This window comes from Glycomyces sp. NPDC049804, from assembly GCF_040674615.1.
Taxonomy (GTDB): Bacteria; Actinomycetota; Actinomycetes; order Mycobacteriales; family Micromonosporaceae; genus Glycomyces; species Glycomyces niveus.
In genome coordinates, this window is record NZ_JBFAMQ010000006.1 from 139,309 (window position 1) to 151,880 (window position 12,572).

Consider the following 12,572-nt stretch of genomic DNA (forward strand, 5'->3'; position numbering starts at 1 on the left):
GTCTCCATGCGTCTCATACCTACCGTGGACGACCTGGCGGCCGACCCCGCCACGCACCACTACGACGACATGGTCGCACCGAGCGGCCTCACCAACTTCCTCGGCACCGCCCGCGTCGACCACGACCTCACCGCCGTCAGCGCCGTCACCTTCCCGCCGGTCTCGCAGGGCCTCACCCGCACCGCCGCGTGCTTCGTCGACGGCCGCCTCCTCGAGTCCTACGGCGCGCCGATCACCCACGAATGGCGCCCCGACCGGGTGCGTCGCAGCGTCACCCTCCCCGGCCTCGACCTCGCCACCGTCACCGTCTGCGCCCCTGGCGAGACCGCGATCGCCATCGACATCAGCGCCACCAACACCGGCGACCGGCCCCGGGCCGTGCCGATCACGCTCAGCCTCGCCGCAGGGGCCGCCCGGTCCGAGGGGGCCTGGCTCGACGCGGTCGCCCCCGAGGAGCGCAACCGCGCCACCGCAGGGGAGCGCCGCCTCGCCTTCACCGACCGCGCCGGCACCGCCTGGAGCGTCCAAGGCGTCGACACCGCCGCCGACGTGCGCCTCTCCGGGATCGCGCCGATGGCCGGCGAGCACGAGACCGGCATCGGCGGCATCGAACGCGGCGGCGAGGTCACCGTCCATCTCGAACTCGCCCCCGGCCAGACCGCCCGCTTCGGCTACGTCCACGCCATCGGCACCACCGCAGACGCCGCGAACGCGGCCTTCGACCGCGTCGCCGCCGACCTCCCCGCCGTCGTCGCCGCGGCCGAGGCCTTCTGGAACCGCCAGCTCGACGCCGCGTTCCGGCCCGGCAACGAAGAGTTCTCCGGCCACCTGCCCGTCCTCGAGACCAGTTCCCAAGCGCTGCGGCGCCTCTACTGGTGGGGCGCGCTCGGCGTCATCTGGTTCCGCCGCGACTTCGAAGGCAACGTCCTCGGTCGCAGCTACGACACCCTCATGCCCAACTACTGGGCCACCACCACCTTCATCTGGGACTACAGCCTCAGCTCGACCGCGCACGCCCTCCTCGACCCCGCCGTCATGAAACGCCAGCTGCGCCACTGGATCGACTCCGACATCCACACCCACTTCGGCACCTCCTCGCTCACCGGCAGCCCCGTCGGCCGCTGGTACTCGGTCAACGACCACGCCATGACCCGCCTCGTTCACGACTACCTCCGCTACACCCGCGACACCGCCCTGCTCGACGAGACCCTCGGCGGGCGGCCCGTCCGCGAGCACCTGCGGGAATGGGCGCTGGCCTGGCAGTCGCTGCGCGGCTCGGGGCCCCTCGCCGACTACGGCGAGATCGACAACCTCCTCGAATGCGTCAGCTCCTACACCCACGAGGTCGCGAGCCTGAACGCGGCGAACGTGTGGAACCTCCGCACCGTCGCGGCAATCCTTGCGGCCCAGGGCGACACCGACGGCGCCGCCGCGCTCGCCGCCGAGGCCGACGCGCTCGTCAAGGCCGTCGCCGACCTCTACCTGCCCGGCACCGGGCATTTCGCGGCGCGCCAGCCGGACGGCACCCGCGTCCCGGTCCGCCACGTCTACGACTTCAGCGTGGTGGGCACGAGCATCGCCGCCGACCTCGACGAGGGCACCCGCGCCGAGATGGTCGCGTTCTTCCGACGCGAGCTCCAGACGGAGGCCTGGCTCCGCTCACTGTCCCCTTGGGATCCCGACGCGAGCTTCAGCCCCCGCCCCGACCACCAGTGGAACGGCGCCTACCCGGCCTGGCCCGCGGACGCGGCCCGCTCCCTCGTCGCACTCGGCGCGCCCGAGGCCGCCCTCGACTGGCTCCCGGGCCTGGCCCGCTCCGCGAACCAGGGCCCGCCCGGCCAGGCGCACTTCACCGAGGAGGCGATGCCCGCCGTGAACGGCGGCGCGCGCAAGGCCCCGCCGCAGCTGCCGTACATCATCGACTGGGCCTGCTCCTCGGCCGGAGCCTATGCGGCCCTGGTGATCGAGTCGTTCTTCGGCGTCGACCCGAAGCCCGGCTCGGACGGACTCGACACGTCGAAATCGTGCATCGCCGCCCTCGATCCCCATGCCGTCCTGCGCGGCCTGCGCATCGGCGACCGGCTCGTGGACGTCCACGCCGACGGCCGCGTCATCGACCAGCACGCCACCTGAGCGATCCCCTCCGACCGATCCCTGCAAAGGAGCAGACCATGACCCACCGCTCGCTCACCCTCGCGGCCGCCGCCGGCCTCGCGGCCGCCGTCATACCGCTCACCGCCGCGAACGCGGCCCCGGCCCCCTGCGCCGCGAGCATCACCGCCGAGATCAACACCGAGCTCACCGAACGCTTCGGCACCTACGCCGACACCGCCGGACGCTGGACCGGCGCCGACTCCGCGTACAGCGTCGACCTCCCCGACGGCTCCACCGCGTGGATCTACTCCGACACGTTCATGGGCGAGGTCGACGAGAACGGCGGCCGACCCGCCGACTCGCCGTTCCTCCACAACTCGATCATCGTCGACGACGACGGCACGCTCACCACCTACACCGGCGGCACCGAGGCCGCCCCCGAATCCCTCGTCAAAGTCACCGGCGCCGACGAGACGCAGCGCTGGTACTGGTTCGGGGACGCCACGGTGGAGAACGGCATGCTCCGCGTCATGCTCCTCGAGTTCGTCAAGACCGGCAGCGGCGTCTTCGACTTCAAGTTCACCGGCAACGCCGTCGCGACCCTCGACCCCGCCGACATGCGGCTCGTCTCGGTCACCGACCTGCCCGACTCGCCCGTCGGCGAGAACTCCCTGATCAACTGGGGCTCGGCGATCTACGAGGACCCCGAAGACGGCTACACCTATATCTTCGGCGTCGAGGACAACCAGGCCCAGAAGTACGCCCACCTCGCCCGCGTCCCCACCGGCTCGCTGAACACCGCCGGCTGGGAGTACTTCGACGCCGGAACCTGGGGCACCGACCCCGCCGTCTCCAGCCGCATCCTCGAGGGCGTCTCCAACGAGTTCAGCGTGTCCCGCTTCCAGGGCGCGTTCACGCTCGTCACCGGCGACGCCACCGAACCGCTCAGCGCCAAGATCGTCATGTACCGAAGCAGCGAGCTCACCGGCCCCTACACCGGCAAGACCGAGCTCTACACCACCCCCGAGACCGGCGGGAACGTCTTCACCTACAACGCCAAGGCCCACCCCGGCCTCGGCGACGGCGACACCCTCGTCATCTCCTACAACGTCAACAGCTTCAACCCCGACGACCTCTACGCGGACGCCGGCCTCTACCGGCCCCGCTACATCGACGTCCACGCCCAGCTCGGCCGCGGCCGCTAGACCTGCACCGCAACACCCCCGGGCCGGAGACCACCGGTCTCCGGCCCGGATGCGCCCCCTCACACCGCGATCGCGCCTAGGCTGGACCGGGACGCCGACGGGAGGAGACCGGCATGGGCGGCGACGCGTTCGTCTACCTGGCACGGATCAAGACCACGCCGAGAGAGCTGTGGCGGGCACTCACCGAACCCCAGTTCACCGAGCGGTACTGGGGCCTGTCCTTCGACACCGACTGGGCCCCCGGCTCGCCGATGACCTGGGCCGAACGCGGCGTCAGCATCGCCGACCCCGGCCAGCGCGTGCTCGAGGCCGACCCGCCCCGCCGCCTCGCCTACACCTGGCACGCGTTCACCCCCGAGTGGGCCCGACGCGCCCGCGTGGGGGAGGACGCGCTCGCCGCCATCGCGGCCGAACCGCGCTCGCAGGTCGCGTTCGACCTCGAACCCGGCGCGGGCACGGTCCGGCTCAAGGTCACGCACGACGGCTTCGAGCCCGGCAGCAGGGTGCGCGAGATGGTGATCGAGGGCTGGCCGGAACTGGTCTCGAGCCTCAAGACCCTCCTCGAGACCGGCGAGCCGCTGCAGGGCTGACGCCGATGATTCCCCGCCCGCGGCGTCGTCTCCATTGAAAGGAACACGAAGCAGAGGAGCAGACCATGGGCAAGCTCATCGTCACCGAGTTCATGTCCGTCGACGGCGTCGCGCAGGCGCCCGGAGCGCCCGAGGAGGACCCCGAGGGCGGCTTCGAGTACGGCGGCTGGCAGGCGCCGCTCATCGACCGCGACGAGGAGCACTTCATATTCGAGCAGGCCAAGGGCATGGACGCCCTGCTGCTCGGCCGCCGCACCTACGAGATCTTCGCGGGCTACTGGCCCACGGCCCCCGCCGAGTTCGACTTCACCGAGCTCATGAACCGCGTCCCCAAGTACGTCGCCTCCCGCACCCTCGAACCCCCGCTGAGCTGGGAGGGCGCGAGCCTCCTCGAAGGCGGCCTGGCCGAGGCCGTGGCCGGCCTCAAGGCCCGCCACGACCACGTCCACGTCATCGGCAGCCTCGACCTCGTCCAGTCGCTCCTGCGGGAGGGACTGGTCGACCGGCTCAACCTGTGGGTCTACCCGCTCGTGCTCGCCCAGGGCAAGCGCGTCTTCGCGGACGGCGCGGTGCCCACGGCCCTGCGCCTGACCGAGTCCCGGATCTTCGCGAACGGCACGCTCAAGCTCGAGTACGAGACCGCGGGCGAGCCGGCCGTGGGCGACATGGAGGACGAGGTCGACCGCATCACCTGACGTCCGCGCGGCGGGCGCGGCCCGCGGGCCGCGCCCGCCGCGTTCACGAGGTGACCAGCGCGATCACCTCGACCGGGTCCTCGACGTCGGTCGTGGCCGCCAGGACCGTCAGCGTCTTGCCGACCGGGTTGCCGTTGTCGTCGAACTCGAGGGGTCCGGTGGCCGTGATCCCGCTGAAGTCCCGCAGCTCGTCCGCGAGCGAGTCGGCGGTGACCGTGGGGCCCTGGGCCTGCGCTATGAGCGCGGTCAGCCAGACCGCCTCGAACGACATGAGCGCCTGGCCGTTCGCCAGGTTCGCCTCCGTCCCGAACTGGTGCAGCAGCTGGTCGACGGCGCTCTTCATCTGCTCCGACGAGTGCCGGTGCTCCTCACCGGCCGCCGCCCACTGGTCCGGGTGCGCGAGGCCGATGTAGTACAGGTCCACATTGGCGGCCCGCAGGTCGGCCACGAGCGAGCGGTCGCGCGGCACCGACGAGGCGTTGTCCCCGGTGATGATCGTGATCCGGTGCTCCAGGCACGACCCCTTCCGCGTGATCAGGCTCCGGATGAGCGAGGGCAGGGCGAACCGCGAGAGCCCCGCGAAGAACAGGTACGAGTCCTCTTGGATCTCGTCGCACATCGCCGTCACCGTCTCCTCGAACAGCGACTGGTTGACCTCCGCGATGTCCGAGCCGTTGTAGGTGAACGGGCGCGGCGCGTCGGCGCACCCCTCCGCCGCCTGCTGCGCCTGGAACGCCTGGTTCAGCGTGATGGCGTAGTCGTAGCTGCGGTCGGTGTCGCTCACGTTGAACACCGAGCACAGGTCGCCGTGCTCGCGCACGAACGACGCCAGCGCCTCCGCCTCCTGGGTGTTGGTGGGGCCCACCCGGAACGCCGAGTTCGTCTCGCCGCTCCCGGTGAGCATGTTGTCGCCGGTGATGGTCGAGCCCATGACGACCAGGCCTTCACGGTTCATGCGCTCGATGAACAGCTGCGTCGCCTCGTAGCTGGTGCTGAGCCCGGCGATGGCGATCAGGTTCTGCTCGGTGCGGAGGTCGAGCAGCACGTCGGCCGCATCGTCCCATTCGGAGTTGCTGGGCCCCAGGTCGGTCAGGAGGAGCCGCACCTTCGGCGACTGGCTGTCGTTGATGAGCGCCTGCGCGGCGGCGGCCCCCTGGATCTGGTTGGCGATGTCGCCGGGGGAGTTCGCGTCGTCGCCCTCGAACGTCATCGAGAGGGCCAGGGCGACGGTGAAGTGGTCCTGGTCGCCGATGGCGGCGTTCTGCCGGGCGACGGCCTCGCAGGCGGGCCGGAGCTCCGGGTTGACGCAGTCGGCGCCTTCGCTCACGCGCTCGCATTCGCCGCTGGCCCGGTCGCGCTCGAAGGGCTCGCCGCAGGGCGGCTCGTCGAATTCGCCGGTGGCCCAGAGGGTCGCGAAGGTCGCGGCGAGCACGACCGCCATCGCCGCCGCTGTCGCCCACGCGATGGTGCGCCAGGGCGGCTTGGGCGGGACGAGGGGCGTCGCGGCGTCGACGAGCCCCGCGGCGCCGAAGTGGTCCCATTCGGCGAAGCGGGAGGGCCCGGTGCGCAGCGCCCGCACCTGCCCGAAGACCTCACGGGCGTGCAGGCGTTGGCTCGGGTCGCGGTGCTCGTAGTAATGGAGCTGGCCGGCGGGGTCATGGCTGGCGGCCTTGAGTTCGGAGGCGAGCCGGTGGGCCTCGTCGCCGTCGCCGACGCCGGCGAAGACGAGTTCGATGCCGTTGACCGCGCAGTCGGCGATGAAGGAGCGGCGGTAGATGTCGACGAGTTCTTGGCGGGCGCGGTCGGCGATGGGGTGGTTCGGGGCGTCGCCGACGGGGAGCTGCTGCGCCGCCTGCTGGACCGAGGTGACGTCCCAGCGGCCCTCGGTCGTGGTCAGGTTCATGAGGCGCTTGCGGGCCTTGCCGAAGCGGAGGTCGAGCAGCAGCGCGCGGGGGTTCATCTGCCGGTGGACGGAGGCGACGCCGATGTTGAGGCCGACCTCGACGCCCGGATCGTCGGTCCGGCCCTTGTTGAGCCAGTTGAGGAACCGGTTGGGCTTGTCGCGGGTGAGCGCGAGCGCTTCGTAGCCGAGCGCGCGCTCGTCGGCGCCGGGAAGGTCTCCGAGGGCGGCGGTGAGCATGAGTCTGAGGATCTTGAACGGCGAGTGCTCGGCGAACTCGGGCCGGTTCGCGAAGCGCTCCCAGACGCTGCTGCCGGGCCGGGACTCGCTGGGGCCCAGGGGGACGACGGCGGCGAACTCGCGGGTGCGCCGCAGGTTCCGGAGGGTCTGGCCGTCGATGGCGGTGCCGGTGACGAGGATGAGCCGGGGGCGGTCGGCCGGGGTGTAGGGCTGGGAGTGGGCGCTTTCATGAGGCTCGCCGTTGCCGGCACGGGGTGTGATCGTTGCCATCCGCACATGGTCGCAGTCGGGTGTGTCGTTTCGGCCGTGCTGGAGCGCGCAAGTCGGGTATCCGACAGTTTCACCTGCGGTCCTAAGGGATGCGTTCATCCGATCGAGGCGCTATAGGCGGGCGCGGGCACGGACCCCTTGCGCCGCACCCCGGCCTGGCCTAAGCTCGTCACGTCCCATTCATCGATATGAATTCCCAATGAATGGGACTTTCCAGCGTAGGAGAGCGAGTCGACCTTGTCCACTGAATCCACCTTCCTCGACCGGACGAGCGCCACCGAGACGAGCGCCGTCAACGAACGCCACTTCAGCGCCCTGCAGCGCGGCGAGGCGAGCCTCGACCGCATCGCGTCCGTGCGGATCTCGCACGCGATCCTGCCGCTGAAGGCCGCGATCAGCGACGCGAAGGTCCTGACCGGCCGCCAGAAGCCGATGACCGAGATCGCGTTCCTGTTCGCGGAGATCCGCACCGAGGCCGGGCTCGAAGGCGTCGGCTACAGCTACTCCAAGCGCGCCGGCGGCAAGGGCCAGTACGCGCACGCCCGCGAGATCGCCCCCGACCTGATCGGCGAGGACCCCAACGACATCCAGCGGATCTGGACGAAGCTGGTGTGGGCGGGCGCGTCCGTGGGCCGCAGCGGCCTGTCCACGCAGGCGATCGCGGCGTTCGACATCGCGCTGTGGGACCTCAAGGCCAAGCGCGCCGGGCTCCCGCTCGCCAAACTCCTTGGCGCCCATCGTGACTCGGTGGCCTGCTACAACACCTCGGGCGGGTTCCTCTCCTCGTCGATCGAGGAGGTCCTGGAGAACACGAGCGCAGCCGTCGCGAGCGGCATCGGCGGCGTCAAGATCAAGGTCGGCCAGCCCGACACCCGGATCGACCTGCGGCGCGTCGCGGCCGTCCGCGAGCACTTGGGCGACGACTTCCCGCTCATGGTCGACGCCAACCAGCAGTGGGACCGCAGCACCGCGATCCGCATGGGGCGCAAGCTCGAAGCGTTCGAGCTGACGTGGATCGAGGAGCCGCTGGACGCGTACGACGCGGTCGGCCACGCCGACCTCGCCCGCGAGCTCGCCACCCCGATCGCCACGGGCGAGATGCTCACGAGCGTCGCCGAGCACGCCGACCTCATCGCCCATCGCAGCATCGACTTCATCCAGCCGGACGCGCCGCGCGTCGGCGGCATCACGCCGTTCCTCAAGATCATGTCGCTGGGCGAGCACGCCCGCGTCCGCATGGCCCCGCACTTCGCCATGGAGATCCACCTGCACCTCGCCGCCGCCTACGAGCACGACCCGTGGGTGGAGCACTTCGAGTGGCTGGAGCCGCTGTTCAACGAGCGGCTCGAGATCACCGGCGGCCGCATGGTCGTCCCGGCCCGGCCGGGTCTGGGCTTCAGCCTCAGCGAGCAGGCCCGGGAGTGGACCGCGGCCACCGAGCGGTTCGGGTCGGGGGCGTGACGCCGCGCGCCGAGCCGCCCAAGGGCGCGCTCGACCGGGCCCTCGAGATCCTCGAGGTGCTCACCATGCGCGGCAAGGCGACCACCACCGAGCTCGTCGAAGCGGTCGGCGTGAGCCGCAGCGCCGTCTACCGGCTCGTCGAGCGCCTGGAGACCGCCGAATACCTGACGCAGGCGGACGGCCATTGGCGCCTCGGGCCGGCCGCCGCGCGGATGGCGATGGCGGCGGGCCGGAACATGGACGTGCTCACCGTCGCCCCGCCGATGCTGCGCGACCTCGCCGAGCGCACCGGCGAGACCGTCAGCCTCGGCGTGCTCAGCGGCGACGAGATCGTGTTCGTCTTCCGCGAGATCGGCCACCAGGCCGTGCACGTCCGCTCCGAACTGGGGGCGCGCCGGCCCCTGCACGCCACCTCCGTGGGCAAGGCCTTCCTCGCCGGGCTCGCGCCCGACCGCTGCGAGGAGACCGTCGCGCACCTCGCGATGGAGGCGTACACGAAGGCGACCGAGACCGACCGCGACCGCCTCCGCGACGCCGTCGGCGAGGCGCGCCGGCGCGGCTGGAGCGAGGAGCACGGCGAGTTCGACGCGGGCAGCACCTGCTTCGGCGCGCCCGTGTTCGACCAGAGCGGCACCGTCACCGCCGCGATCAGCATCGCCGGGCCGACCCACCGCATGGACGCCGCCCGTGAGCCCTTCGGCCCCCTCGTCGCCGAGACCGCCGCCGCCATCTCCCGCCGCCTCGGCCACAGCGACTGGGCGACTCCGCATCCGGCCTGACCACTACCGTTGCACAGCAAGGAATCTGAGATGACGATCACCAGCACCGACCCGCGCACCGGCGACACCGTCGCCGCGGCCGAACCGACCTCGCTCGAGGACGTCCAGCGGATCACCGCCGCCGCGGCGGCCGCCGCCCCCGAGCTCGACCGCCGCGGCCGCGAGTTCCGCGCCCGGCTCCTGCGCGCGGTCGCCGCCCGCCTCGAAGCGCGCCGCGACGCCGTCGTCGCCCTCGGCCGGCGGGAGACCGGCCTCCCGGAGGCCCGCCTCAACGGCGAGCTCACCCGCACCGTCTACCAGGCCGAGTTCTTCGCCCAGGTCGCGGAGGACGGCGGCTACCTCGAGGCGACGATCGACCACGCCGCCGACACGCCGATGGGACCCGGCCCGGACCTGCGCCGCATGCTCGTCCCGCTCGGGCCCGTCGCCGTCTTCGGCGCCTCGAACTTCCCGCTCGCGTTCTCCGTGCCCGGGGGCGACACCGTCTCGGCGCTCGCCGCCGGGAACCCCGTCATCGTCAAGGCGCACGACTCGCATGTGGGCCTCTCGCAGCTCGCCTACGAGGCCCTGGTCGAGGCCTGCGCGGACGTCGATGCGCCGCAAGGGACCGTGGGCATCGTGTTCGGCACCGAGGCGGGCGCGGCCCTCGTCGCCGACTCGGCCGTGAAGGCCGTCGGCTTCACCGGCTCGCTCACCGGCGGCAAGGCCCTGCTCGACATCATCAACGGCCGCCCCGAGCCGATCCCGTTCTACGGCGAGCTCTCGAGCGTCAACCCGCTCATCGTCACCGCCGCGGCCGCCGCCGAGCGGCCCGAGGCGATCGCGAGCGGCCTCGTCGCCTCCGTAACCGGCTCGGGCGGGCAGCTGTGCACCAAGCCCGGCATCGTGTTCGTCCCCTCCGGGTCCGAGGGCGACGCGCTCTTGGGCGAGGCCGCGTCCCTCATCGCCGAGACCGCGGCGTTCCCGCTCCTCAACGCCCGCATCGCCGACTCCTACCGCGACATCACCGCCGCCTACACCGCCGCGCCCGGCGTCAAGGCCCTCGCGGCCGGCGCCGAAGCGCCCCAAGAGGGTCACTTCGGCAGCCCGCGTCTGCTCGAAGTGGACGCCGCGGACTTCACGCCCGCCGTCGCGGAGGAGTGCTTCGGCCCCACCGCGGTCGCCGTCCGCTACAGCGGCGAGGCCGAGCTGCGGGACGCGTTCGCCGCGCTCCCGGCCTCGCTCACCGCCACCCTCCACACCGCCGCGGACGACCCGGACCTCGCGCCGCTCGTGGCGCTCGTCCAGCCGCTGGCCGGGCGGCTCGTGTTCGACCAGTTCCCGACGGGCGTGCTCGTCTCGTGGGCCCAGCACCACGGCGGCCCGTGGCCTTCGACGAACACGCTCCACACCTCGGTGGGCGCCACCGCGATCCGCCGCTTCCTGCGCCCCATGACGTGGCAGAACGCGCCGGCGTCGGTGCTGCCGCCCGAGGTGCGCGACGACGCCGGCGTCCCGCAGCGCGTCGACGGTCGGCTCCGCCTGTGACCGCACTGCCAGCCGACGCCGCCGCCTGGGCCATGCTGGCCCTCGCGGCGGCGCTCGTCGGCTTCTCGAAGACCGGCATCGCGGGGACGGGGTCGCTGCCGATCCTGCTGTTCGCCACCGTGCTCCCCGCGAAGGAGTCCACCGGCGCGCTCCTGCCGGTGCTCATCATCGCCGACCTCTTCGCGATCCGCTTCTACTCGCGGCACGTCGAATGGCGCGTCCTCGGCCGGCTCGCTCCCTGGGTCGTCGTCGGCACCGTGGGCGGCGCGGTCGTGCTCTGGTTCGTCGACGACACGCTCATGAAGCTCCTCATCGGCGTCATCCTCCTCGCCATGCTCGCCCTCCAGCTCTGGAACCGCCTGCGCCCCAAGGCGGAGGCGTCGCAGCCGCCGAGCGGCCTCGCCCGGCGGAGCGCCGCCGCCGGGGCCGGCGTCGCCGCGGGCGCGACGACGATGATGGCGAACGCGGCCGGGCCGGTGATGGTCCTGTACCTCATGCTCTCGGGCTTCCCGAAGCTCCGCTTCCTCGGCACGATGGCGTGGTTCTTCTTCGCCGTCAACCTCTTCAAGGTCCCCTTCAGCGTCGGGCTCGGCCTCATCTCCTGGCACACGCTCCTCACCGCGGTCGTCCTCATCCCGGCGATCGCGGTCGGCGCGCTCATCGGCCGCGCCGTCGTCCACCGCATCAACCAGCGCCAGTTCGAGCTCGCCACCCTCGTGCTCTCGGGCGTCGGCTCGGCGCTTCTGATCCTCTCCGCCGCGACCGCTTGAACGGAGGCGGGCCGGGGCCGCCCCGGCCCGCGCGCGCTCATGCGCCGAACGCGGCGCGGTACCAGTCGAGCGTCGCCTGGAGCGCTTCCCGCCATGGCGTGGGCCGCAGCCCGAAGGTCGCCTCGAAATCGGCCGAGACCATGTTCTGCGGGATCTGGTGCTGGTAGAACATCTCGCGGTACTCGTTGATGAACTGCTCGTCGAAGGGTCCGTACGCGACGAGTTCGGCCAGGACGTCCACGTCCAGTTCGCGTCCGACGAGTGTTTCGACGAGCCGGTGCACTTCGAGCGTCGACACCGCGGGGTTGGTCGGGAGGTGCCAGACGCGGCCGTCGCCGCGCGGGTCGGCGCCGAGGGCGACGAGGCCGCGCGCGACGTCGCCGATGTACGTGTAGCTGTGCGGCAGAGCGAGGTCGCCGAGACCGAGGACCTTCCCGCCGGTGATCGCGCCGGGGAAGAACGCCCCGCCGAGGGTGGAGTTGAGCACGCCCGGTCCGAAGAAGTCGGCGGCCCGGCCGAGCACCACGCTGACATCGCCGTTGCGGTGCGCCGCAAGGTACTCCCGATCGAGCTCGGCGCGGAGCCGGCCCTTGCGGCTGGTCGCGGCCCAGGGCGTCTGCTCGGTGATGGCCTCGCCTTCCGCCTCGCCGTACGGGTAGAGCGTGTCGAGCACGACCAGGCGTGCGCCGTGGTGCGCGGCCGCGATGAGGATCGAGGTCGTGATGCCCGGCAGGACCTCGGTCTGGAGGTGGTACGGCACGTTGACCGCGTGGTAGACGACCGAGGCGCCGACCGTGGCCGCGATGGCGGCCTCCGGAGTGGACAGGTCGGCCGTGGCCCGCTCGATCCGCTTGTCGGTCTCGGGGATCTCGCTGCGGGAGACGTGGCGGACCGGGAGGTCGCGCTGCGCGAGTTCGGCGGCGATGGCGGTCCCGGCGGGTCCGGCGCCGAGGACGACGTGCAGGGAAGCGGTGTTCATGATGGATCTCCTCAGGTTGTTGAGTGGCTAGTCACTCACTGATACGGCTGAAAAAATCGCCC

11 protein-coding genes are annotated in these 12,572 nt (G+C 71.9%); 8 read left to right on the forward strand and 3 right to left on the reverse strand.

What is annotated here, in order from left to right:
* The first annotated feature begins 6 nt into the window (after positions 1–6).
* The 4 genes from AB0K52_RS11705 (at position 7) to AB0K52_RS11720 (ending at position 4,584) form a co-directional block, all read left to right on the forward strand.
* The gene (locus AB0K52_RS11705) at positions 7–2,133 is read left to right on the forward strand and encodes a hypothetical protein (RefSeq protein ID WP_363529860.1); all 2,127 of its coding nucleotides are present in this window, start codon (positions 7–9) and stop codon (positions 2,131–2,133) included.
* A 38-nt stretch (positions 2,134–2,171) separates the two neighbouring features.
* Positions 2,172–3,299, forward strand: a complete 1,128-nt coding sequence (locus tag AB0K52_RS11710) for a DUF4185 domain-containing protein (RefSeq protein WP_363529863.1) — start codon at positions 2,172–2,174, stop codon at positions 3,297–3,299.
* Between the two features lie 113 nt (positions 3,300–3,412).
* Entirely contained in the window at positions 3,413–3,889 is a 477-nt protein-coding gene (locus AB0K52_RS11715; protein WP_363529866.1) for an SRPBCC family protein, read from the forward strand.
* A gap of 65 nt (positions 3,890–3,954) precedes the next feature.
* Positions 3,955–4,584, forward strand: a complete 630-nt coding sequence (locus AB0K52_RS11720; protein ID WP_363529869.1) for a dihydrofolate reductase family protein — start codon at positions 3,955–3,957, stop codon at positions 4,582–4,584.
* Positions 4,585–4,627: 43 nt separating this feature from the next.
* On the opposite strand, the gene AB0K52_RS11725 is transcribed toward AB0K52_RS11720, so the two are convergent.
* Both AB0K52_RS11725 and AB0K52_RS11730 read right to left on the reverse strand, forming a co-directional pair.
* Positions 4,628–6,994, reverse strand: coding sequence for a hypothetical protein (locus tag AB0K52_RS11725; protein WP_363529872.1), 2,367 nt, complete (start codon positions 6,992–6,994; stop codon positions 4,628–4,630).
* A 95-nt stretch (positions 6,995–7,089) separates the two neighbouring features.
* Positions 7,090–7,239: a hypothetical protein gene (locus AB0K52_RS11730; protein ID WP_363529875.1), complete on the reverse strand. Its 150-nt coding sequence runs from the start codon at positions 7,237–7,239 to the stop codon at positions 7,090–7,092.
* 70 nt (positions 7,240–7,309) lie between these two features.
* On the opposite strand from AB0K52_RS11730, the gene AB0K52_RS11735 reads away from it, so the two are divergent.
* From AB0K52_RS11735 to AB0K52_RS11750, 4 genes are read left to right on the forward strand one after another with little or no spacing between them, the layout of a single operon-like run.
* Positions 7,310–8,455, forward strand: a complete 1,146-nt coding sequence (locus AB0K52_RS11735) for a mandelate racemase/muconate lactonizing enzyme family protein (RefSeq protein WP_363530565.1) — start codon at positions 7,310–7,312, stop codon at positions 8,453–8,455.
* Positions 8,452–9,234, forward strand: coding sequence for an IclR family transcriptional regulator (locus AB0K52_RS11740; protein ID WP_363529878.1), 783 nt, complete (start codon positions 8,452–8,454; stop codon positions 9,232–9,234). Before AB0K52_RS11735 ends, AB0K52_RS11740 begins: the two co-directional genes overlap by 4 nt.
* Before the next feature lie 30 nt (positions 9,235–9,264).
* On the forward strand, positions 9,265–10,761 hold the full coding sequence (locus AB0K52_RS11745) for an aldehyde dehydrogenase (NADP(+)) (protein ID WP_363529881.1): 1,497 nt from the start codon (positions 9,265–9,267) through the stop codon (positions 10,759–10,761).
* Entirely contained in the window at positions 10,758–11,531 is a 774-nt protein-coding gene (locus AB0K52_RS11750) for a sulfite exporter TauE/SafE family protein (protein WP_363529884.1), read from the forward strand. The genes AB0K52_RS11745 and AB0K52_RS11750 overlap by 4 nt, the downstream gene beginning before the upstream one ends.
* 37 nt (positions 11,532–11,568) lie before the next feature.
* Here AB0K52_RS11750 and AB0K52_RS11755 read toward each other — a convergent pair whose 3' ends face one another.
* A complete protein-coding gene (locus tag AB0K52_RS11755; RefSeq protein WP_363529892.1) occupies positions 11,569–12,510 on the reverse strand; it encodes an NAD-dependent epimerase/dehydratase family protein in 942 nt (313 codons plus the stop codon).
* Positions 12,511–12,572 lie beyond the last annotated feature (62 nt).